Consider the following 23,735-nt stretch of genomic DNA (forward strand, 5'->3'; position numbering starts at 1 on the left):
GCGGCACGCAGCCGCATATCGAAAAGGGAAACAGGGGAGAGCGCACCGCGAAGCGTCCGGCGCTTCACGGCGTTCGCCGTGTCAGGCGTGCGCTAGCGCTTGATCGACTGTTGCCATTGCTTGAGAAATTCGAGGCGCTTGGCCTGGTCGAGATAGACGAGCAAGCCGGTACCGACCGGAATCGGCTTGAGCGAATCTCCGAGCTGTTCGGTCAAACCGGCCATCGAAGTCTCGCCGGTCACGTCGGCGCGGATCGAGAAGAGGTTCGCTTCGTTCGCGATCAACGTTTGACCGCGTTTCGAGAGCAGGTAGTCGACCCACAGACGCGCCGCATTGGGGTGCTGGGCCTTCTTCGAAATGGTGACCAGGCGGCTGACCACCTGCGTGTAGTCCTTCGGATAGACATAGCCGATGGATGGATCTTTTTTGGCCTTGCTATACGCATAGGATCCCAAAATATTGTAGCCAAGCAAATTCTCGCCGGAGGAGATGCGCTCCATCATGGCGCCGGTACTCGACTGCAGCTTCGGACCGGTCGCGCCGATTGCCCGCACGAGTGCCCACGTGACCTGAGGGTTCACGCGTGCATCCTGGGTCAGATAGTTGAAGCCGGTACCCGATTTCTCGATGTCATACGTGGTGACCTTGCCCTGGTAGCGTGCCGGCTGGGTCTGCAACAGCTTGATCAGGTCGGCGCGCGTCTGCGGTACCTCGCCTGCCGGCATCAGGCGTTTGTTGTAGACGATCGCGAGGGGCTCGAAGGTCGTGCCCCAGGCCTGCTTCTGATATTGCGACCACGCCGGCAGATGCGGGGTCTCGGGCGACTCCCAGGTCGCCATCAGACCGTCGTTGACGAGCTTGATCTGCAGGTCCATGGCCGAGCTCCAGAGCACGTCGGCGCTCGTGCTGCTCGCGGCGTTCTCGCTGATGAAGCGGTTGTAGAGCTCGGTGCTGTTCATGTCGTTGTATTCGATCTTCACGCCATACAGGCTTTCGAAATCCTTGATGAGGGGCTTCGCGATGGCGGCATCCGTCGCGGCGTAGACGATCAGTTTTCCTTCTTTTTTTGCGGCTTCCACCGAGGCTTGATAGTGGCTCGGGTAGCCGGCAGGAACCTGCGCCCAGACCGGGCTGACGGTGAGTGCAAGAGCGAGCGTAGCGGCACGGCGTTTGAACGACATCGGCATGTCTTCCTCCAGGTCAAGACGGGCTTTTATCTTGTGTTGGCGAATGGTAAGGTCTGAATGCTTTCTGGATGCTTTCAGTCACGGCGATAACTGGAAGGAAAACGAATGATTTTTCTCATGGATTTCCCTGGGGGCGGCGATGCGTGTTTTGCTTGTTGAAGACAACCCGATCCTGTCCCGTTCATTGACCGATGCGCTCTCCAGCGCGCATCTGACGGTCGACTGCATGCATGACGGCGAGTCCGCCGATCACGTGCTGCGCACCCAGGACTACGCGCTCGTGATCCTCGACCTCGGGTTGCCCAGGCTCGACGGTCTGCAAGTGCTGCGCCGGCTGCGCGCGCGCCGCAACACGGTACCGGTGCTGATTCTGACCGCGCACGGATCGGTGGAGGATCGCGTGAGGGGACTCGATTTCGGCGCCGACGACTATCTGGCCAAGCCCTTCGAGCTGAGCGAGCTGGAGGCACGTACGCGTGCGTTGATACGACGCAGCCAGGGGCAGGACTGTCTGCGCGTGGCCTGCGCAACACTCGTCTACGACGCCGCCGACCGCGGCTTCAGTCTCGAAGGCGAGCCGCTCCCGCTCACGCCGCGAGAGCGCGCGGTGCTCGAAGTGTTGATCCTGCGCAATGGCCGGGCAATCAACAAGGAGACGCTGTCGGAGAAGATCTTCGGCATCGACGAATCGGTGAATGCCGAGGCAATCGAAATCTATGTGCACCGGCTGAGAAAAAAGCTCGAAGGCAGTGCCGTGGCGATCGTGACGCTGCGCGGGCTCGGCTATCTGCTCGAAGCGAGGCAGGCATGCAGGCCCGCCTGAGGGCACCCGATCTGCGGATGCGGATGTCACTGTGGCTGCTGCTGCCATTGCTTGGCCTGCTCGCGCTGGATGCGTGGCTCACCTATCAGCGCGCAATCCAGTCGGCCCATGCCGCGTTCGACCGCACGCTCGAGTTTTCGCTGCGTTCGATCCGCGAGGGGGTGCACCTGCGCGAGGGGCGGGTCCATGTCGATCTGCCGTATCTCGCGCTCGAGATGTTCGAATCCAGCAACGACAGCAAGATCTACTACCTGATTCGCGAAGAGGAGGGTCAGGACGGGCGGCCTGTAACCGGCTACGCAGACTTGCCGCAGCCTGCGGTGCGCCGTCTCGATCCTTTCGCTATCCGCTTCTACGACACGATCTATCGGGGCGTGCCCTTGCGCATGGCGTTGCTGCGTTTGCCCATTCACGACGTGCCCGCCGCGCAGACGCGCATGGTCCAGATCATGGTTGGCGAAACCATCGAACCTCGTCAGGCGCTGGCGCAGCAGATCCTGATCGGTTCGCTGCTTCAGGAGGGGCTGCTGGTCGTGCTCGCACTCGGCATCGTCTGGCTCGGCGTCGGGCGCGGCCTGCGTCCGCTCAACCGCCTGTCGGCAAAGGTCGCGACGCGCAGCGAGGACGACAGCGCGCCACTGGCGGCCGCGGGCCTGCCACGCGAGGTCATGCCGCTTGTCGAGGCGATCAATCAGTACATCTCGCGCTCGCGGCGCATGCAGGAATCGCGGCGGCGGTTTTTTGCCGATGCCGCGCATCAGCTGAAGACCCCGTTGGCAGTGATTCAGGCGGAAACGGAACTGGCTCAGCGCGGCAACCTCGACGCCAGCACCGGCCTGCATCTGCGGCGTCTGAACCGGGCGGTGCGCCAGGCGGTGCGGGCGGTGCAGCAGTTGCTTTCGCTCTCGCGGCTCGATGCCGGCTGCGATCAGGCGACGAAGCGGGCACCGGTGCTGCTGCACAAGATCGCGCGCAGCGTGACGCTCGACTGGTCGCCGGTGGCGCGATCGCGCGGCATCGATCTCGGTTTCGAGCAGCAGGACGCGGTCGAGCTGGTGGGTCACGGGGACCTGTTGAAGGAGCTGATCGGCAACCTGATCGACAATGCGATCCGTTATTCGGGAGACGGCGCGGTCATCACGGTGCGAGTGGCGCGGCGCCATACCTGTGCCGTGCTCGAGGTCACCGACAACGGGCCGGGCATCGCCCGGCACGAGCGCGAAGTCGTGTTCGAGCGCTTCTACCGTTGCGAATCGACGCAGAACGTAGAGGGCAACGGGCTGGGTCTCGCGATCGTCGCGGAGATCGCGCGCGTGCACGAGGCACGCGTTACACTCGACGAAGCCCGCGGCGGCGGTCTCGCAGTCAGCGTCGCGTTCCCGGCTGACGCTCCAGTTGCACCCGCCACGAACGCGATGGCGGCGCCTGCGCCAGTCGATATTTGCTGCTCCGCAAAAAAGCGTGGGCTCGCCAACATTGCCGCGAACGGGCAATGAGCGTGATCTAATACCCGTGCAACATTGCGAGCCGCCTCGTCGCCGCAATTGCAGACGGCTTTGGTTAGAATCGGTTGTCGTTTCGATTATTCATTTTCTTATCGGAGGCGAGCGTGCCAGGTTTACTTCCCAATGTCGACCGCGAGGGACTCCTCGAATATTCAGTGGTTTACACCGACCGCTCGATCAATCACATGTCGCAGCTCTTTCAGGGCGTCATGCGAGATATCTCCCGCTCCCTGAAAAAAGTCTACAACGCGAAGTCGGTCGTGGTCGTCCCGGGCAGCGGGACCTTCGGCATGGAAGCCGTTGCCCGGCAGTTCGCGACGAACAAGAAGTGCCTCGTGATTCGCAACGGCTGGTTCAGTTTTCGCTGGTCGCAGATTTTCGACATGGGCAGCATTCCCTCTGAATCGATCGTGTTGAAGGCGCGCCCCGTCGAACAAGGCAGGCAGGCCGCCTATGCGCCGCCCCCGATCGAAGAAGTCGTCGCGGCGATCAAGGAGAACAAGCCCGATCTGGTCTTCGCGCCGCATGTCGAAACCGCATCCGGAATGATGCTGCCCGATGCGTATCTGCGCGCGGTGGCCGACGCCGTGCATGCCGTTGGCGGCATGTTCGTACTCGACTGCATCGCCTCCGGTACGGTCTGGGTCGACATGGAGAAAAGCGGCGTCGATATCCTGATCAGCGCACCGCAAAAGGGCTGGAGCGCATCGCCCTGCTGCGCGCTCGTCATGCTCGGCCCGCTCGCCCGCGAACGAATCGACGCCACGACCAGCACCAGCTTCGCCTGCGATCTGCGCAAGTGGCTGCAGATCATGGAAGCCTACGAAAACGGCGGATTCGCTTACCACGCCACCATGCCCACGGACAGTCTCGCGACGCTGCGCGACGTGATCAAGGAAACCGAGGCATATGGCTTCGACAAGGTGATGGCGGAGCAGCTCGAACTCGGCAAGCGCATTCGCTCGCTGCTGGTTAGCAAGGGTTTCCGAAGCGTGGCCGCCGAAGGTTTCGAGGCGCCCGGCGTCGTGGTCAGCTACTCGGACGACGACGGCATTCGATCCGGCAAGAAGTTCGCCGATGCCGGCCTGCAGATCGCGGCCGGCGTTCCCCTCCAGTGCGACGAGCCTGAAGACTTCAAGACCTTCCGCATTGGCTTGTTCGGCCTCGAAAAACTACATGACATCGAAGGCGCGGTCGCAAGGTTCGCGAAGGCGTTGGACCGCATTCTTTAACCCGCGTTTCCTCGGGGCGCGCAACGCGCCTCCTTAGGTCGTCGCGAAACGAAATGAGCGCCCTTGCGGCGCTCGTTGTCGTTCTTGCTGCGGTGCGACTCGTGTGCAGCTATCGAACGCTGCGGACTCAAGCGTCTGCCGGCGTGTCGACGTAGCGCAGACCCTTTTCGGCAAGACGCTCGCGCATGCCGTAATAGTCGAGGCCGAGCGTGCCGCCGGCGAGCACCGCGCGCGTCTTTTCTTCCTTGGCGAGGCGCGCCTGGGTCGCTTCCACGACCTTCGCAACCGTGGCGAACGGCACCACGACCACGCCGTCGTCATCGGCCACGATGACGTCGCCCGGATGCACGATCTGCTGCGCGCACACCACCGGCACGTTCACCGAACCGAGCGTTTCCTTCACCGTGCCTTGCGCCGAAACGGCCTTCGACCACACCGGGAAGTCCATCGCCTTCAGTGCGCGCACGTCGCGGCAACCGGCGTCGATGATGAGACCGCGCACGCCGCGCGCCGCGAGCGAGGTGGCGAGCAGCTCGCCGAAGTAGCCATCTTCGCAGGGCGAAGTGGGTGCGGCCACGACCACGTCGCCTTCGCGACACTGCTCAACGGCCACGTGCAGCATCCAGTTGTCCGAGGGCGGCATGAGCACGGTCACGGCCGGGCCCGCGATCGCGGCGCCCGAATAGATGGGCCGCAGATACGTGGCGAGCAGGCCGAGGCGGCTTTGCGCCTCGTGCACGGTGGCCGTGCCGGCTTCCTTGAGGATTTCGATGTGACGCGCGTCGGCGCGCGGAATCTGGGTGACGACGACACCACGTTTCATGACAGATCTCCCACCACTGCGGGCGTCAGGCGCATATAGCCTTCCGCGTATTGAATGTCGCGCTTCGCCGTAATGCCGATGTTGCGCTTGGCCTGCACGCCGCGCTGTTGCGCGACACGCGTGTAGTACTCCCAAAGGTGCTCCTGGCCCGCCATGCATTCGATGGCGCGGCGCTTCACGTCCCACACTTCGGTGATGTCGAGGAAAGTGTTCGGAATCCACTCGCACTGCTCGGTCTGGTGCGGCTCGAACGCGTAGACCGGCGGCGCGCCGACGATCTTCTGCCCCGGGTTGTGGCCTTCGGCCTGGGCGATGATGCGCGCTTCCTGCGCCACGTGCATCGCGAGCGGATGATCGAAGTTGTACGGGTCCTTCTGCGAGTGGCTCAGCACGAACGCAGGCTGCACGTCGCGATAGACGTCGACGAGGCGCAGGAGCGCTTCATCGGAAACGCGCAGCGGGTAATCGCCCAGGTCGAAGAACTCGCATTCCGCGCCAAGAATCTCGGCGGCGGCGAGCGCCTCCTCGCGGCGCGCGGCCTTCACTTTCTCGATGGTCATGTCGGGGCCCTTGCGCCAGAGTTTCGCCGACTCGCCGCGCTCGCCGAACGAGAGGCACACCACCTTCACGCGATAGCCGTTCTTCTTGTGCAGGGCAATCGCACCGCCCGCGCGCCATACGAAATCCGCGCTGTGCGCGCTCACCACGAGCATCGATTTTTCAGTCATTTCCGGTTCACCAGACGTCGATCATCACGAAGCCCCATTGTAGGTTTGGGCACGCCGTGCGAACCAACGAAAGGACTGCCGAAAGGCATCGAATCTGCTTATCGGCGCCACAGGGAATGCGCCTTGAAAACGGGCCGGGCCGCGTCTTGCCCATGCGGCGGCAAGCGTCGCGCGGTGCATTGGTTGAGCGCGCAACGACGCGGGATGAAGCCGCACGCGCGCGTGGCGCACCCAAGCCTTGTGGCCCCGAATTTGCCAACCTTTCGTTGCGCCCACATCGAATGCCTGACGCTGAAATTGTTGCGTAAACGCTGAATACACCTATTGACAGCAATATTTAAATAGCAAGCATTCTCATTTGCAATACAATCCGCATACTTTTCCGGGCCGCTCATGGGGCCAGCTCCGCGAGCCCTGTCTGACCGGCAAAGCATAACCATTCGCCCGGAGCCTGCGCACAGCGCCAAGGCATCACGAGGCGCCAGCGCTACCTTCGCTACGACCCTTTTTATGTTCGCATCCCGTCAGCACACGCCTTTCAATTTGCCTTCGCATCTCCCCGCTTCCCGCGTTACGATCCTCGCCGCCATCGCCGTCGCGTTCAGCCTGCCCGCCGCGGCGTTCGCGCAAACCGCCGAGGCGCCCACCGCCGCGAGCGGCGCCGCCGCAACCGGTAGCGCGAGCAACGCCACGCTGCCCACCGTGAAAGTGCAGGCGTCCCAGGAAACGCTGCCCGGCGACCTGCAGCCGACCTTTGGCGGCGGCCACGTGGCGCGCGGCGGCGACTTCGGCGTGCTCGGTTCGCAGAAGAACATCGACGTGCCGTTCAGCATGACGACCTACACCGCGAAGCTGATCGAGGACCAGCAGGCGCGCACCATTGCCGACGTGCTCTCGAACGATCCGGCCGTGCGCACCGCCTACGGTTACGGCAACTTCCAGGAGGTGTACGTCATTCGCGGCTTCACGCTCGACAGCGACGACATCTCGCTCAACGGCCTGTACGGCATCACGCCGCGCCAGCTCGTCGAGACGGCCGCGCTCGAGCGCGTGGACATCTTCAAGGGCGCGAGCGCATTCCTGAACGGCGCGGCGCCCAACGGCACCTCGATCGGCGGCAGCGTGAACCTGCAACTGAAGCGCGCCGACGACAAGCCGCTCACGCGCGTGACGCTCGAAGGCAGCGCCTCGGGCGAGTTCGGCACGCATATCGACGTGGGCCGCCGCTTCGGCGACAACGACCAGTTCGGCATTCGCGTGAATCAGTACAACCGCGACGGTGAAACGAGCATCAACAGCGAAATGCGCCGCGCCAACCAGACGGCCGTGGCGCTCGACTGGCGCGGCGACAAGCTGCGTCTCGAAGGCGACTTCATGTATCAGCGTCAGCACGTTTCGGACGGCCGCCCCGTCGTCTACGTGTTGGGCGACGAGATTCCGGGCGTGCCCTCGGCGACGCACAACTACGCGCAGACCTGGTCGTATAGCGACGCGGAAGATACCGTCGGCATCCTGCGCGCCGAATACGACTTCCTGCCCGGCTGGACGGCGTATGTGACGGGCGGCGTGCGCCACACGAACGAGCACGGCGAATACTTCTCGCCCTACTACACCGATCCCACGACCACGACCGGCTCGCGCCTCGGCGTCGTGCGCAAGGAAGGCGCGACCTCGGCGGAAACAGGCGTGCGCGGCCACTTCAACACCGGTCCGGTGAGCCACTTCGTAACCGCGGGCGCCTCGATCGTGCGCGTGGAAACGCAGTCGGGCTGGACGCTTTCCAATTCGTTCCCGACCAGCCTCTACAGCGGCGTGCAGGTACCGTATCCGGCGACGGCCTATCAAGCCGGCATGGACGGCAACCCGCCGATCACGGCGCTGAACCTGATGCGCAGCGTCTCGGCCTCGGACACGCTCGGCTTCTTCCATGACCGCGTGCTGTTTACGGTGGGCGTGCGTCACCAGGAGATCCTGTCGAACGGCTACTCGTCGTCGACGCTGCTGCAGACCTCGAACTACAACGACTCGATCACCACGCCGCTGTTCGGCCTCGTCGTCAAGCCGTGGGAGAACGTGTCGATCTACGCGAACCGCAGCGAGTCGCTTTCGGCGGGCGGCATTGCGCCTCAGGGCACGACGAACTACGGCGACCAGCTCGCGCCGGAGCGCACGAAGCAGTATGAAGTGGGCGCGAAGTACGACAACGGCAAGTACGGCGCGCAGCTCGCGCTGTTCCAGCTCGAAAAACCCCAGACGTATACCAACAGCGCTGGCGCCTATGTGGCGAACGGCAACGAGCGCCATCGCGGCGTGGAAGCGTCGGTGTTCGGCGAGGTGTACAAGGGCGTGCGTCTGATCGCGGGCGCAACCTGGATCAACGCCGTGCAGCTCGACACCGAAGGCGGTTCGACCGACGGCAAGACGCCGGTGGGCGTGCCGAGCTTCCTGCTCAACCTGGGCGCCGAATACGACGTGCCCGGGGTGCAGGGCCTCACGCTTTCGGCACGCTGGACGCATACGGGTCCGCAGTATTTCGACGCGGCCAACACCATGTCGATCAAGGCATGGGACACCGTGGACATCGGCGCGCGCTATGCGACGAATGTGTTCGGCCGTCCGACTACGTTCCGCGCCAACGTGTATAACCTCACGAACAAGGCGTACTGGTCGTCGACCAACGGTGGTTATCTGACGATGGGCGCGCCGCGTACCGTGCTGTTCTCGATGACGACGGACTTCTGACCGGCAACCGTCAACGCATCATAGCTAGACGGACGAAGGGCCTGGCAGTTCATCTGCCAGGCCCTTTTTGCCTTTGGACTATGCCTGTGTGTATCGGCGCTCGGCGTTTGCTACCCACCCACCACCGTGATCGCAAACCCGTCCCAGCCTTTGCTGCCCACCGTCTGCACAGCCGTGGTCGCGAGCCGTTTGTCGTTTCCAAGCATGTCGAAGTAGCGACGCAAGCCGACCACGTCTTCCTCGTGATGCGCGGGGTCGGCCACGCGCCCTTCGCGCACCACGTTATCGGCCACGATCACCGTACCCGGACGCGAAAGCTTCAGCACGCGTTCGAGGTAGTTCGGGTTGTTGCTCTTGTCCGCGTCGATAAATACGAAGTCGAACGGCGGCACGCCTTGCGCGATGAGCGCATCGAGCGATTCGAGCGCGAGGCCCGTCATGACCGTCACCTTCGCATCGAGCCCGGCCCGCGCGATGTTCGCGCGCGCAACGGCCGCGTTTTCCGGGCTGAATTCGAGCGACACCATCGCGCCGTCGTCGGGCAGCGCGCGACCGAGCCAGATCGCGCTATAGCCGCCCAGCGTGCCGATTTCGAGTATGCGCCGCGCGCCCTGAATGCGCGCGAGCAGATGCAGAAACTTGCCCTGATTCGGCGCCACGTTGATCGCACGGAGGCCCGCCTTGGCGCTCGCCGCGAGCGCGCCGTCGAGCGCATCGTCGGGACCGATCAGCCGGTCGCAGAACCAGTCGTCCACTGCCTGCCACGTTTGCTCGTTCATCACCCTGCTCCGTTTCTGGATCGAGCCGCCAAGATTACCTCACCCGCTCGCGACACTACACAAGCGCGTGGTCGTTGCGCGCCTCTTCGATTCGATATCCTTAGTAATTACATGAACCGGAAGGCTGGCTCTCGGCGCATGATCTCCGACGCCCGCGTTGCGCGCTCGCAACGCCGCCGCCTTTCGTTGCGCGCGCAGGAACTGTCAGGCGCTCCGACCCGCCGGCCGAACCCGTGCGCCCAATTGTCAAACCGGTCGCGAGGCCGCGCCAGCCCGTCATCTGCGCGCTTTACGCAACGGGCATAAACACGTGCATTCATAGGGCGCGATCCACGGCTCTCCGCTAAACTCCACCACACATTGACGCCGTTTCGAGATAACGCCTGGCGGCACCACGCCGCCAATATCCATGGCCGCTGTCTTTGCGAGATAAAGACAGCCACTGCGAAGAAAACAAAGGGCTGTTGCGATGCGACTCTCCGTTCAAGTTGGGCTGGGCGCGCTCGTCGCCGGATTGCTGCTGGGGGCGAGCCTTTTCGCGGTGGACCAATCGGCTGTCGCGGCTACGCAGACGACCAGGGCGGCCGCGCCGGGAGCAAGCGACGTTCCCGCCTCCGCTGCCGCCGCGGCGCCAGTTGCGGCCTCTGCTCCGGCCGCCGCTTCCACCGCCGTCACGGGGCCCGTTGTCATCCAGACGGCCCCGGGCGCCGTCATTCCCGAGCCTGCCGCGTCGACGCCGCTCGGGCAGCCGCGCACGCGCACGTTCACGCTGCGACAGATGGGTGCGTACGGGCCGATCCCGCTGCGCGGCCTCGATCCCACCGGCGGCATGAACGTCGACGTGCGCACCGACGAAGTCGTGACCAGCGCGAAGCTCAAGCTCGTCTACACCTACTCGCCCTCGCTGATCTGGTCGCTTTCGCATCTCAGGGTGTTTGTGAACGGTGAAGTCGTCGCGACGATTCCGCTCGTGAAGGAGACGGCCGGGCAGCTCGTCACGAGCGAGATCGATCTCGACCCGCGCCTTTTCACCGACTACAACCGCATCAACGTGCAGATGATCGCGCACTACACGCTCGATCATTGCGAGGATCCCTATCATTCGAGCCTCTGGGCCGACATCAGTCCCGACACGTCGCTCACGCTCAACACGGCGGGCATCGTGCTGCCCGACAACCTCGGGCTTCTGCCTGTGCCGTTCTTCGACCGCCACGACAACCGCCTCGTGCGCGTGCCGTTCGTGCTCGCCGCCAACGCGGGCGTGCCCGTGCTGCACGCGGCGGGCGTCGTCTCGTCGTGGCTTGGCGCGCTCGCGAGCTATCGCGGCTCGCGCTTCCCGGTCTCGCGCACCGTGCCGCCCGACGCCAACGCCATCGCGCTCGTGCTGCCGGGCCAGGTGCCCGAGGGGCTGAACCTGCCGGAGATCAAGGGCCCCACGGTCTCGGTCATGGCGAACCCGGCCGCCGATCCGCAGTCGGGCCGCAAGCTGCTCGTGCTCGCGGGGCGCACGCCGGAGGAACTGCTGAACGCCGCCTACGCGGTCGCGCTCGGCCAGGCCGGCATGACCGGCAACAGCGTAATGGTGAAATCGATCGATCTCGGTCCGGCGCGCAAGCCCTACGACGCGCCGAACTGGGTGCCCACCGACCGCCCCGTGCTGTTCCGCGAGCTGGTGACGGACCCGCAGCAGCTGCAGGTGTCGGGCTACAACCCGCCCGCGATCCGCGTGAATCTGCGCGTGCCCGCCGACCTCTATGCGTGGGCGCGGGGCAACGTGCCGCTCGACATCCGCTATCGCTACACGGCGCCTTCCGCGTGGAACGACTCGGTGCTCAACGTGAGCATCAACGATCAGCTCGTGCGCTCGCAACGGCTGCGGCCCGTCACGCGCGCCTCCGACGAAGCGCGCATCAACGTGCCGCTGCTTTCGGGCTCGGACACGCGCGCCGCCACTAACCTCGAGATCCCCGCATTCCGCGTGGGCAGCGACAACCAGTTCCAGTTCCAGTTTCATATCGATTCGCAGAAGACGGGGCTGTGCACCTCCACTGCCAACGATGTCGCGCGCGCGGCCGTCGATCCCGACTCGGTCATCGACTTCAGCGGCTTCGCGCACTACACGGCGCTGCCCAACCTCGCCTACTTCGCGAACAGCGGCTATCCGTTCACGCGCATGGCCGACCTCTCGGACACGGCCCTCGTGATTCCGGACCAGCCCGACACGAAGGATCAGGAAGCCGTGCTCACGCTGCTCGGCCACATGGGCCAGTGGACCGGCCTGCCCTCGCTGCGCCTGACGATCGTGCCCGCCAGCCAGGTGGACAGCGTGCGCGACAGCAACCTGCTCGTGATCGGTTCGGGCTCGGGCGCGCAACTGCTCGAGAAGTGGGGCAATGACCTGCCGCTTCTCATCGAGCGCGGCAAGACCGAGGTGACCACGCGCGACCAGCGCAGCGGCTGGCCCGGCTGGCTTGGCGGCACCGAGGACGAGGACCCGACGCCGTCGGGCCGCTCGATCGTCACGCTCGGCGGACCGATGGCGGCGCTGATCGGCTTCGAGTCGCCGCTCAGGTCGGGCAGGAGCGTGGTGGCGCTCGCCGCTACCTCGTCGGCGCAGCTCGGCGACGTGCTCGACGCGCTCCAGGACGGCGGCAAGATCTCGCAGATGCACGGCGATCTCACGCTCGTCCGCGAAGGCCAGGTGGAGGGCCTGCGCGTGGGCAACCGCTATTTCGTCGGCGATCTGCCGTGGTATGCGCGCGCCTGGGTGTTTATCTCGCGCTACCCGGCGCTGATGGCGCTCGCGGGCATTCTGGCCGGCCTGATCGTTGCGCTCACCGTGTTCTGGGCGCTCGGCCGCATGGCCTCCCGCCGCTCCGGGACCTGACGATGCGCCCGGGTTTGGCTACGCTCGCGCCCGCACTGGCGCCACGGCTTGCGCCCCGGCTCATGCGCTGGCTCGCGGCGGGCGCGCTCGCCTGTGCGCCGCTCGCACCGCTCGCAACACTGGCGCTGCTGATGCCGGCGGCGACAGCGCACGCGGCCGCGCCGGCCGCCAGCGCCGCAAAATCCGCCAGCCCCGCGGCCTGCGCCTGGCCCGCGTGGAACGCGTTTCGCAGCACGCTGCTGAGCGCCGATGGCCGCGTGATCGACGCGAGCACGCCGCGCCAGGTGACCGTTTCCGAAGGCCAGTCCTACGCGCTCTTTTTCGCGCTGGTCGCGAACGACCGCGCGAGCTTCGACAAGGTCCTCACGTGGACCGAGAACAATCTCGCCCAGGGCGACCTCGCCACGCATCTGCCTGCATGGATCTGGGGGCGGCGCGACATCGGCGAGGACGGCAAGCCGGTTGCGGCGTCCACAGCCGCGGGCGCAGCGCCGCAGTGGGGTGTGATCGACAGCAACCCCGCCAGCGACGCCGACCTCTGGATCGCCTACACGCTGCTCGAAGCCGGACGCCTCTGGAACGAGCGCCGCTACACCGCGCTCGGCACGGTGATGGCCCGCAACATCGTGCGCGAGGAAACCGCCGTGCTGCCGGGTCTCGGCCGCACGGTGCTGCCGGGACCCGTGGGCTTTACGATCGGCAAGGACGGCTGGCGCCTGAACCCGAGCTACGTGCCGCTCCAGGTCATGCGGCGCTTCATGCTCGCGCTGCCCGAGGCGGGCGAATGGAAGGCGCTGCTCGCCTCGTCGGCGAGACTCGTCAACGAGACCGCGCCCAAGGGCTACTCGCCCGACTGGGTCGAATATCACGCGAAAGGCGGCTTCGCCCCCGACGCGCAAACGCACGCCGAAAGCGCCTACAACGCGATCCGCGTGTACCTGTGGGCCGGCATGCTCACGGGCGACGACCCACTGCGCGCCAGCACGCTCGCCACCTTCAAGCCGCTCGCGGACTTCGTCGGCGCGCATGGTTTTCCGCCCGAGCGCGTCGACACGACCACGGGCACACCGGGGCCGAACGAGGGCAACGGCGGCTTTTCCGCCGCGGTCGCGCCGTATCTGGCTGCGCTCGGCCGCAGCGATCTCGCGAACGCCCAGGTCGAGCGCAGCCGCACGCTCGCGCAGAAGTCGCCGCCTGGCTACTACAGCAGCGTGCTGATGTTGTTCGGGCTTGGCTACCTCGACGGGCTCTACCATTTCGACGCGCAAGGCCGCGTCGCCCCCGCATGGACGAGCGCATGCCCCACGCCGCGCTGAACGCCCTCGTGTCTGCCCGCCGCGCCGCCCGTGTGCGCAGCGCGCGCCGTGAGGCGCGGCGCGCGGCTGCGCACGCATCGCGAGGCGAGGCGGTTTCACGCATGCCGCAGCAACGCTTGTTGCCGAACATCGCACCGCCTTTCGTGCCAAAACTGGTACCGAAACTCGCACCGAAACTCGCGCCGATCGTCGCGCTGCTGTTCGCGGCCTCGCCGTATCTGGCCTCGGCACAGGCAGGCCCGCAGCCGGCGGCCAATGCCGCCACGCCCGCCGCGCAGGCCGCGCAGCTGCTCTCGGCCGCGCGCATGTGGGAAGGCAAGAATCGTCCGGATATCGCGCGCGGGCTCGTGCAAAAAGCGCTGCTGTTCGACCCGCAGCAGCCCGAGGCGCTCGCGTTGCTCGGCGAAATCGAGCTGCGTTCGAATCGCCCGGCCGAAGCCGCGAAAATCCTCGCGCAGCTCAAGAAAATCGCGCCCAATGCGAGCGCAACGAAAGAGCTCGACGACGCCTACCGCGTCGCCACGAGCGGCAAGATGGAGATGGCGCAGATCCGCTTGCTCTCGGCCGCCGGCAAGAGCGAGGAAGCTTCGGCGCGCTTGCTCAAGCTCTTTCCGAACGGCGCGCCCGCGGGCGATCTCGCGGGCGACTACTACCGCATCCTGGCCGGCACGACCGCGGGCCGCGCGCAGGCGATCAGCGAATTGCGCACGCGCGTGAAGCAGAATCCGAACGATCCCCGCCTCGCGCTGATCCTCGGCGACCTGCTCACCGACCGCGCCGACACGCGCATGGAAGGCCTCAACCTGATCTATCACGTGTACCAGCGCCAGGACAGCAACCGTGCGTTCGCGCTCGAGCTGTGGCGCCGCGCACTCGCGAGCGCCGGGCACGACGATCCCGCCTATTACGTGTGGTATCTGCGCTACCTGCAGGAAGTGCCCGACGACGCCGACGCGAAGCAGACCGTCGCCGAACTCGGCAAGAAGCTCGGCGCGAAGGGCCAAGCGCAGGCGCAAGCCCTCGCGCAGAACCCATCGGCCGTCATCAGCGCGCCGCCGGGCGCGGCCGCGGGCAACGCAAAAGCGTCCACCCAGGCGCGTGCACGCCCCCGTCCCGGCCCCGGCGCCGCCGATCGCGCGCGCGGCCTTGCGCAACTCGATCGCGGCGATCTCAAGGACGCCGAAACCTCGTTGCAAAATGCGCAGCGCGCGAACCCCAACGACGGCGAAACGATCGGCGCGCTCGGTCTCGTGCGGCTGCGCGAAGGCCGCCACGACGAGGCACGCGAGCTGTTCGCGCGCGCCCTCAAGCTCGACCCCGACAACGCCGGCAAGTGGCGCAGCCTCGAAAAGACGGCCACCATCTGGGGCACCATTGCGAAGGCGCGCGAGGCGAATTCGCAAGGCAAACCGGAAGAAGCCGAAACGCTCGCGCGCGAGGCGCTCAAGCTCGATCCGGGCAACACGACCGCCAGCGATATCCTCGGCAACGCGCTCATCGCGCAGAAGAAGTGGCCCGAAGCCGAAGCCGTGCTGCGTCCGCTCGTGAACGCGCCGAAGCCCGACATGGACGCGCTGCGCGGCCTCGTGACGGTGCTGCGCGAGACGGGTCGCGAAAGCGAGATCGAGCCGCTCATCGCGGCCACGACGCCGCGCGTGAGCGGCTCGAGTGCGGAGCAGAAGCAGTTGCACGCCGAACTGCTGTCGATCCAGGCCGACCAGTTGCTCGCCGACAACCGCAAGAGCCCGGCCATCGCGAAGCTCGAAGAGGCCGTGCGCCTCACGCCCGACGACGCCTGGACGCGCTTCAGGCTCGCGCGCCAGTACCGTGATCTGGGCCTGCCCGCACTGGGCCGCCAGGTCATGGAAGACGGCTTGAAGGTCTCGCAGGCGCCCGACATGCGCTACGCCACGGCGCTCTATCTGAATTCCGTGGATGACGTCGATGCGGCCGCCGCGCAACTCGACGCCGTGCCCGAAGCACAGCGCAGCGAAGGCATGCGCGAGCTGATGGGCAATCTCGCCGCGCAGAAGAAGATCGCGCAGGCCCGCCAGCTCATCGCGCAGGGCAAGGAAGACGAGGCGCGCGCGCTGCTCGATTCCGCCGCCGCCGACGCGAACGCCGCCAACGACCCGCAGATGCTCGCCACGGTCGGGCGCGAGTGGATCGCGATCGGCGAGCCGGACCGGGGCCTGAAGCTCGTGCAGGACTGGCTCGCGGCGCACCCCGACGACCCGGCGGCGAACGGCGCGCGCGTGCGCTACGGCGAGCTGCTGGCGGCGGCCAACCGCGACGACGCGTGGGCGAACTGGATCGACGCGACGCGCGATCAGCCCGGCCTCACCGACGAACAGAAGGCCAGCCTCGACGACCAGGAGCTGCGCCTCGTCGCGCGCGAAACCGACCGCCAGATCGAGGCGGGCGACCTGACGGGCGCCCGCCATACGCTCGACGCCGTGCCCGACCGCCTCAAGACGACCAAGCGCTGGCTGCTCGAAGACGTCGATCTGCGCGAAGCGAAGGGCGACTACAAGGGCGCAATGGCCTCCGCGCAGAAGGTGCTCGTGACGCAACCCGACGACGCCGATGCACGCCTCGCCGTTGCGCGTATGCTGGAGCGCATGGGCCGAGACCGGGAGGCCGCCGACATGGTGCGCGCAGTGCTGGCCGACACCGCGGAGAACGACATCGACACGCGCCTTGCGGTGGCGCGGCGCTTCACCGCGCTCGGGCTGAAAGACGAGGCTTCCGCCGTGGTCGATCCGTTGCGCGAGCAGTATCCGGACAACCCGGACATTACGATCCAGGCGGGGCGCGTTGCGCAGGCGCGCGGCAACTACAACGAAGCCGCGAGCCTCTATCGCACCTCGCGCACGCAGGAAGTGGCCGAAGGCACGCAGCCCGACGCCGACGGCACGACGTCGGCGGGCCGTGCGCTGCAAAGCCTGGAAGACCGCAAGCAGGGGCAGGTCGCGACCGGCTGGTATCAGTCGAACCTCTCGGGCGACCCCGGCATTTCCGAGCTGCACGCCACCGAAGTCCCGCTATACGTTCGCATTCCTGATGGCTATACGGGCCACTATTTCTTCCACGCCGATACGGTCTATCTGAACGCGGGCACGCTGCCCGGCAACGACCTCGACATTGCGTACAAGTACGGCAAGATCGCCGCGCTCGGCAACGCCGGTCTCGGATCCATCAACGAGACCGCGACCGGCGTCGCGCTCGCGGCGGGCTACGAGTTCAGCGGTGCGAACAACAGCTGGCGCGCCGACATCGGCAGCACGCCGGTGGGCTTCCCGATCACGAGCGTGCTGGGCGGCATTCAGTACCGCCACGACTTCCCGAGCGGTTCGTCGCTTTCGCTCGACGTCTCGCGCCGCCCTGTGACCGCCAGCCTGGTTTCCTACGCGGGCGGCATCGATCCGGTCACGGGCGAGAAGTGGGGCGGTGTGGTGCGCAACGGCTTCACCGTGCGCGGCGCGCAGGACTTCGGGCCCGGCACGATCTTCACGAGCATCGGCTTCGGCCTCTTGACCGGCACCAACGTCGAGACCAACCAGGAGTTCAAGGTCCGCAGCGGTTACGACTGGTCGGTGTTCAGGCGGCCCGACCAGATCGTGTCGAGCGGCCTCACGCTCAATTACTGGAAGTACTCGAAGAACGAACACAACTACACGTTCGGTAACGGCGGCTACTACAGTCCGCAAAGCTATTTTTCGGTCAGCATTCCGCTCGACTGGACCGGCCGCTACAAGAAGCTTTCCTGGGAGATCGACGGATCGGTGGGCATGTCGTTCACGAACGAGAACGAGTCGCCGTTCTACCCGACGCGCCCAGGCCTGCAGGCCCAGGCGCTCGCGTTCATGAGCGCCAACGACCTCGGTTCGCCGTTCTTTGGCGGCGGCTCGGGCGGTGGCTTCAGCTATACGGTCGAAGCGGCGGCCGAATATCGCGTGACGGAGCACTTCGTGGTGGGCGGCCGCTTCCGGCTCGACCGCTCGCGCGACTACGCGCCGAACGTAGGGGTGCTTTACCTGCGCTACTTCTTCTCGCCGCAGAAGGGGCCGGTGCCGTTCCCGCCGCGGCCGGTCGTCCCTTATTCGGCCTACTGACATGGCCACGAAGCGAGCGCGCATGAAGACGATGAAACCCGCGACGATGAAATCCGCGAGACGAGCAATACGATGAACGATCCCGCCACCCTCTCCGCTGCGCCCGCCGGCGCCGGCCGCGATACGCGCCGCTCGCTGTTCTCGCGGCTCGCGCGCCGCGAGCCGCTCGCGATCGACGGCCTGCCGGCCTCGCTCGCTTCGCTCGGCGCGGGCCAGGTGCACGTGGTCTACGCGAGCGCCTCGCCGGCGCGCGACGCGCTGTTCTGGCAAACCGCCGCCGCCGCGCTCACGGGCCCCGCCACCGTCCTTTCCACGCGCGACGGCGCGAGCCTCGCGGCCGCGCTGCGCGACCATGGCGTCGATCTCGACAGGAGCGGTTCGACGCATGCGTGGGCAAACGTATGCGCGCTGCGCCCGCTGCCGGAGCGCGACGGCGCGCAGGTGCTGATCGAAGCGCTCAACGCGCTCGCCGAGCAGTGCGCCGCGCCCGAAAGCCAGTTCTTCATCGAAGGCGCGGAGGCGTTCTTCAACTGGCAGGACCCCGCCGCGCTTGCAGCCCAAGGCGCGCAACTCGCGGGCTGGTGCGCGCAGCATCGTTACGGCGTGCTGATGGTGGCGGCGCCGCCCGGCCTCGGCGACGATCAGGAGCATCCCGAGCTGGCCGCCTTCCAGGCGCGCTTTGCGGGCGCCGCGCAATTGCACCAGGTGCAGGGTCAGTATCACTGGGAAGTCGCGTTCTGGCGCGCGGGCGATGCCGTGCACGGCAGCCAGAGCGTGCCGCTGCGCTTTTCCGCGACCGATCACCGGCTCACAGTTTCGGGCGGCACCTTCGAAACCGAGATCGGCGAGGCGGGCCTGCTCGCGCCCGACGAAGGCCGCGTGATCGTTTCGCGCGACGCGCTGTTGCACGAGCGCGTCCTGCCGCCCGCCTGGCAGATCGTCGATAACAACGAGGCCGCGGTGGCCGCCGCGCGCACCTCGGTCGCGGCCACGGTGATCCTCGATTTCAGCGTGAACCGCGACCTCGAAATGCTCGCGGAGCAGGTGCACACGCTGCGCCTGCAGTGCGGCGAAGCGCTCAAGATCATCGTGCGCGAGGACGCCGTGGCCATGCGCTACGAGTCGCTCATGCTCAACCTCGGCGCGAACCGTGTGATCGCGCGGCAGACGCCGCTCGCGCAGGTCGAGGCCATCGTCGACAGTCTGCAGGGCCAGGTGTATTCGCGGCCCATGCCCGCCGATTACCGTGCGGCGCTCGCCGCCGTGGTGCACGGCGAGGAGAGCGGCTACGTAGGCGCGGCGCACTTCGTCGAACTCGTGAGCGCGGCGGTGGAGCGCAGCCGCGTGATCCAGCTGCCGAGCGTGCTGATTCGCCTCGCGCTGATGCCGGAAGTCGCGCACGTGGATGCGCTCAAGGCGTGCCATCTGCGCCGCGCGGGCGACATCGTGACGGCGAGCGGCGACAGCCTCTACGTGTTCTTCTTCGCCTGCCGCCTGAGCGACGCCGACGCCGTGTGCCAGCGCGTGTTCCAGCGGCCGCTCGCCGAACTGTTCCAGGGCGAGGAGCGCTACGGCGACGGACGCGCGATCACGGAGGCGCTGACCACGCTTGGCGACGAAATCGACACCACGCCGCCGCCCGACTATTCGGGCTGGCTCGCGATCAACGAAGGGCAGCCCGCCGCGGCCGCGGCCGTCTCGGTGCAGGCCAACGGCCAGACCGTGCCGCCGGCGGCGGCTTCCGCGATCGCATCGGGCGCAGCGACGGCAGCCACGACGGAAACCGCAGTGCCGGAACCCGCAGTGCCCGTCAACATCGCTCCCATAAACGGCGACCTGTTGCCCGCGCTCGACGCCGCCGCGCGTACCGACAACGCGAAGCCGCGCGCCGCGCCGCAGCGCGCGCCGCTGCCGCTCAAAGCATAGGAGAGCGACATGAACATCTTCCTCGGTTACTTCGTCTGGGGCCTGATACTCGGCGTGCCGCTCTACTGGATCGGCTGGCGTCTGCGTCTTGCGCGCTTCGTGCCCATGTGGCTGCGCCCCGCGCGCTCGCGCCCGCTCCAGCTCCCGCCGCAGGTCGACGCCCTGCTGATTCGCGGCCAGCGCCGCTTCGGCCAGACGGGGTCGCGCCGATGAAGACCATCGCCATCGTCTCCAGCGTGGGCGGTGCGGGCCGCACCACCCTCACCGCCGCGCTCGCCGGTCTGCTGGCGGCGCGCGAACACGTTGCGCTCGCCGCGGAATGCGACCCGCGCAACGTGCTGGCGCTGCATTTCGGGCTGCGCGAGAGCGCGCGCGAGGGGCTCGTCACGCATCTGGCAGGCGGCCCCGGCGCCGGCGACGCCTGGTCGCGCGCCGCGCTGCAAAGCGACGACGGCGTGCTCGTGCTGCCGTGGGGCAGCCTCGCGGGCGGCCATGCATCCGATGACCCGCGCGACGACGACGCCAGCGCGCTGCTCGACGCGCGCCCCGGCTGGCTGCGCGAACTGCTCGCCCGCGTGGACCTGCCGGCGCATGCGATCGCGCTCGTCGATGCGGGCACGTGGCCCTCGGCGCACGCGCGCCAGGCGATCGATGCCGCCGACCTCGTGCTCGGCGTCCTCACGCCCTGCGCCACCGCGTGCGCGACGCTGCCGCGCCTGATCGCCGCGCTCGTGCGCGCACAGAAGCGCAGCGTGTTCGTCGCCAATGCCGTGGTGCCGGCGCGCCAGTTGCACATGGACGTCGTTTCACTGCTGCGCGCGCGCCTCGGGGCCGCCATGCTGCCGTATCTCGTGCATGCGGACACCGGCGTGCCCGCCGCGCTCGCCGCAGGCGAGAACTTCTGCCTGAGCGCGCCCAGCTCGCAGGCCGCGCACGACCTTCACGGCATCGCCTCGTGGCTCTCGCACTGGAGCACGGGTGCGAGCCTCGACGCACCCGACGAACTGCTCGCGCAACACGTTGCGCGCGGGAGCACGCCATGATCCGCGAGCGCATCGTCGGCCTGTGGACGGCGTTCTGGGTCTCACTGCGCCACCTGAGCGCGCCCGAGCTCAATCTCGCGCCCGACGCGCCGGGTGGCCAGTGGCTGCTGCGCGCCTTCTTCCGGCCGCCGCGCGCAGGCCAGCGCGACATGCCCGCGCTCGCCTTCGCGCGGCTCGGCAAGGACATCGGCCAGCGGCTGAACATGGGCCGCGACCGCAGCGCCGGCGCGTGGCTCCTGCGCATCTTCCTGCGCCCGCGGCGCGCGCGTCAGCGTCTCGCCGCCGATCTGCGCAAGCTTCACAAGGCGCCGCAAGGTCACCATCGCTTCGCGCTGCGCGCGTGGCTCGACAGGCGGCTCGAACCGATCTATCGCCGCGCCGCGCGCGCGAGCGCGGCAGTCGGCGCCCGCCTGCCCGACGTGCCGTGGGAAGGCATCGAGCAGCAGCTCGAAAAACTTTCGGCGGCGCTCGACAGCGTGCCCTATCTGCGCCAGGGCCTCCTGTGGCTCGCGTTCATCGCGGCGGTCGCCGTGTGCACGACGCCGCTGCCGTTCGCCGGCCAGGTGCTGCTGTTCCTGCTCGTGTACGTCGTGGTGATGATCGCGCGCCGCCTGCCGGGGCGCCTCGCCACCATGCTCATGGTGATGCTCTCGATCCTCATGACGGGCCGCTACGTCTGGTGGCGCAGCACGCAAACACTGCATCTTTCGAGCCCCGCCGAGGCCATCGTCGGCTACATCCTCTATGCGGCCGAGCTCTACACGTGGATCGTGCTGATCTTCGGCTACGTGCAGACCGCCTGGCCGCTGCGCCGCAAGCCGCAGCCGCTGCCCGACGACCCCGCCGACTGGCCGACCGTCGACCTCTACATTCCGACCTACAACGAGCCGCTTTCGGTGGTGCGGCCAACCGTGTTCGCGGCAACCTCGATCGACTGGCCGCGCGACAAGCTGCGCGTCTACATTCTCGACGACGGCGACCGCGACGAATTCCGCGACTTCGCGCGCGAGGCGGGTGTGGGCTACCTGCGCCGCGACGAACACACGCATGCGAAGGCAGGCAACATCAATCATGCGATGCCGCTCACGCAGGGCGAGTACATCGCGATTTTCGACTGCGACCACATTCCCACGCGCTCCTTCCTGCAAACGACCGTGGGCGTCTTTCTCGCCGATAAGAAATGCGCGATGGTGCAGACGCCGCACCACTTCTTCTCGCCCGATCCGTTCGAGCGCAACTTCGACACGTTCCACCGCGTGCCAAACGAAGGCAGCCTCTTTTACGGGCTGATCCAGGACGGCAACGACTTCTGGGACGCGACGTTCTTCTGCGGCTCGTGCGCGGTCATCAAGCGCTCGGCGCTCGAACACATTGGCGGCATCGCGACCGAGACCGTGACCGAGGACGCCCACACCTCGCTGCGGCTGCATCGCCACGGCTATACGTCGGCCTATCTGCGCACCGTGCAGGCGGCGGGCCTCGCCACCGACAGCCTCGCCGACCACATCGGCCAGCGCATCCGCTGGGCCCGCGGCATGACGCAGATCTTCCGCGTCGACAATCCGTGGATCGGCAAGGGGCTCTCGTTCTTCCAGCGCATGTGCTACAGCAACGCCATGCTGCACTTCTTTTACGGCTTCCCGCGGCTCATCTTCCTCGTGATGCCCGGCGCGTACCTGTATTTCGGACTACACGTGATCAACACGCCCGCGCCCGTGATCCTCGCCTACGTGGTGCCGTATCTGGTGATTGCTGCGATTGCTAACTCGCGCATCCAGGGACGCTACCGGCACTCGTTCTGGGCCGAAGCCTACGAGTCCGTGCTCGCGTGGTACATCGTGCTGCCCACCACCATGGCGCTCATCAATCCGAAGCTCGGCAAGTTCAACGTGACCTCGAAGGGCGGCCATATCGAGCACGAGTATCTCGACTGGACGATTTCGAAGCCCTATCTCGTGCTGCTCGCGATCAATGTGTGCTCTGTGCTCGCCGGCATCGGCCGCCTCACGATCTGGCGATCCGAGGAGCCCGCCACCGTGTTCATGAACCTCTTCTGGGCCGGCGTGAATCTCACCATTCTCGGGCTCGCGCTCGGCGTGGCCAAAGAAGCGAAGCAGGTGCGCGTGGCGCACCGCATTCCGCTGCGCGTGCCCGCCATGCTCACGCTGCCCGACGGCCGCACGCTCGCCTGCAAGACCGAGAACTATTCGATGGGCGGCATCGGCCTCATGCTGCCCGCCGACGCCGTAGCGAAGCTCGAGCCCGGCGAGCGCATCAACGTGACGCTCGCGCGCGGCGTGCTGGAGCACGACTTCCCGGCCGTGGTCGCGCGTCTGGCCGACCGGCGCCTCGGCGTTCGCTTCGTCGGCATGACGATGGAGATGGAGCGCAAGCTCGTGGAATGCACGTTCGGCCGCGCCGATGCCTGGCTCGAATGGGAGGACGTGCCGCCCTCCGACGCGCCGCTGCATGGCCTCGTTCAGCTGATCGAGCTGAGCTGGCAAGGCTACATGCGCCTCATCGACGCGTTCTTCGACGCGCTGGAAAACTTCTTCACGCGACGCCGGGCCGGCCAGGTCCGCCAGCCCTGATAACCGGAACCGCCGCTACCCCCTGGAACGCGAAACAC

The 23,735-nt window shown here is 66.9% G+C and carries 15 protein-coding genes; 11 read left to right on the plus strand and 4 right to left on the minus strand.

Annotated elements, in window-relative coordinates; translation table 11 throughout:
• Positions 1 to 92: 92 nt before the first annotated feature.
• Positions 93 to 1,187: an ABC transporter substrate-binding protein gene (locus AB4Y35_RS31850; protein ID WP_368707527.1), complete on the minus strand. Its 1,095-nt coding sequence runs from the start codon at positions 1,185 to 1,187 to the stop codon at positions 93 to 95.
• 139 nt (positions 1,188 to 1,326) lie between these two features.
• On the opposite strand from AB4Y35_RS31850, the gene AB4Y35_RS31855 reads away from it, so the two are divergent.
• The 3 genes from AB4Y35_RS31855 to AB4Y35_RS31865 all read left to right on the plus strand — a co-directional run bounded on the left by AB4Y35_RS31855 (position 1,327) and on the right by AB4Y35_RS31865 (position 4,747).
• Complete coding sequence (locus tag AB4Y35_RS31855) at positions 1,327 to 2,010, plus strand: response regulator (RefSeq protein ID WP_368707528.1); 684 nt, start codon at positions 1,327 to 1,329, stop codon at positions 2,008 to 2,010.
• Positions 2,007 to 3,506: a sensor histidine kinase N-terminal domain-containing protein gene (locus AB4Y35_RS31860; RefSeq protein ID WP_368707560.1), complete on the plus strand. Its 1,500-nt coding sequence runs from the start codon at positions 2,007 to 2,009 to the stop codon at positions 3,504 to 3,506. The genes AB4Y35_RS31855 and AB4Y35_RS31860 overlap by 4 nt, the downstream gene beginning before the upstream one ends.
• 113 nt (positions 3,507 to 3,619) lie before the next feature.
• Entirely contained in the window at positions 3,620 to 4,747 is a 1,128-nt protein-coding gene (locus AB4Y35_RS31865) for an aminotransferase class V-fold PLP-dependent enzyme (protein WP_368707529.1), read from the plus strand.
• A 127-nt stretch (positions 4,748 to 4,874) separates the two neighbouring features.
• Here AB4Y35_RS31865 and AB4Y35_RS31870 read toward each other — a convergent pair whose 3' ends face one another.
• Positions 4,875 to 5,570, minus strand: a complete 696-nt coding sequence (locus tag AB4Y35_RS31870; protein WP_368701436.1) for a 4-carboxy-4-hydroxy-2-oxoadipate aldolase/oxaloacetate decarboxylase — start codon at positions 5,568 to 5,570, stop codon at positions 4,875 to 4,877.
• On the minus strand, positions 5,567 to 6,298 hold the full coding sequence (locus AB4Y35_RS31875; protein WP_368707530.1) for a PIG-L deacetylase family protein: 732 nt from the start codon (positions 6,296 to 6,298) through the stop codon (positions 5,567 to 5,569). The genes AB4Y35_RS31870 and AB4Y35_RS31875 overlap by 4 nt, the downstream gene beginning before the upstream one ends.
• 510 nt (positions 6,299 to 6,808) lie before the next feature.
• Between AB4Y35_RS31875 and AB4Y35_RS31880 the strand changes: the two genes are divergently transcribed.
• Positions 6,809 to 9,040, plus strand: a complete 2,232-nt coding sequence (locus AB4Y35_RS31880) for a TonB-dependent receptor (RefSeq protein ID WP_368707531.1) — start codon at positions 6,809 to 6,811, stop codon at positions 9,038 to 9,040.
• A 110-nt stretch (positions 9,041 to 9,150) separates the two neighbouring features.
• Here AB4Y35_RS31880 and AB4Y35_RS31885 read toward each other — a convergent pair whose 3' ends face one another.
• Entirely contained in the window at positions 9,151 to 9,819 is a 669-nt protein-coding gene (locus tag AB4Y35_RS31885; RefSeq protein ID WP_368707532.1) for an O-methyltransferase, read from the minus strand.
• Between the two features lie 469 nt (positions 9,820 to 10,288).
• Here AB4Y35_RS31885 and bcsB point away from each other — a divergent pair, with 469 nt between their 5' ends.
• From bcsB to bcsA, 7 genes are all read left to right on the plus strand, one after another.
• The gene (gene bcsB / locus AB4Y35_RS31890; RefSeq protein ID WP_368707533.1) at positions 10,289 to 12,706 is read left to right on the plus strand and encodes a cellulose biosynthesis cyclic di-GMP-binding regulatory protein BcsB; all 2,418 of its coding nucleotides are present in this window, start codon (positions 10,289 to 10,291) and stop codon (positions 12,704 to 12,706) included.
• 131 nt (positions 12,707 to 12,837) lie between these two features.
• On the plus strand, positions 12,838 to 14,022 hold the full coding sequence (bcsZ, locus tag AB4Y35_RS31895) for a cellulose synthase complex periplasmic endoglucanase BcsZ (protein WP_368707561.1): 1,185 nt from the start codon (positions 12,838 to 12,840) through the stop codon (positions 14,020 to 14,022).
• A gap of 101 nt (positions 14,023 to 14,123) precedes the next feature.
• Entirely contained in the window at positions 14,124 to 18,137 is a 4,014-nt protein-coding gene (locus AB4Y35_RS31900) for a cellulose synthase subunit BcsC-related outer membrane protein (protein ID WP_368707534.1), read from the plus strand.
• Between the two features lie 72 nt (positions 18,138 to 18,209).
• Positions 18,210 to 20,063: a cellulose biosynthesis protein BcsE gene (gene bcsE, locus AB4Y35_RS31905; protein WP_368707535.1), complete on the plus strand. Its 1,854-nt coding sequence runs from the start codon at positions 18,210 to 18,212 to the stop codon at positions 20,061 to 20,063.
• 9 nt (positions 20,064 to 20,072) lie between these two features.
• The gene (locus tag AB4Y35_RS31910) at positions 20,073 to 20,276 is read left to right on the plus strand and encodes a hypothetical protein (RefSeq protein ID WP_324155200.1); all 204 of its coding nucleotides are present in this window, start codon (positions 20,073 to 20,075) and stop codon (positions 20,274 to 20,276) included.
• The gene (bcsQ, locus tag AB4Y35_RS31915; protein WP_368693677.1) at positions 20,273 to 21,106 is read left to right on the plus strand and encodes a cellulose biosynthesis protein BcsQ; all 834 of its coding nucleotides are present in this window, start codon (positions 20,273 to 20,275) and stop codon (positions 21,104 to 21,106) included. Before AB4Y35_RS31910 ends, bcsQ begins: the two co-directional genes overlap by 4 nt.
• Positions 21,103 to 23,697: a UDP-forming cellulose synthase catalytic subunit gene (gene bcsA / locus AB4Y35_RS31920; RefSeq protein ID WP_368707536.1), complete on the plus strand. Its 2,595-nt coding sequence runs from the start codon at positions 21,103 to 21,105 to the stop codon at positions 23,695 to 23,697. Before bcsQ ends, bcsA begins: the two co-directional genes overlap by 4 nt.
• Positions 23,698 to 23,735: the final 38 nt, after the last annotated feature.

It is taken from the genome of Paraburkholderia sp. EG286A (assembly GCF_040965375.1).
Taxonomy (GTDB): Bacteria; Pseudomonadota; Gammaproteobacteria; order Burkholderiales; family Burkholderiaceae; genus Paraburkholderia.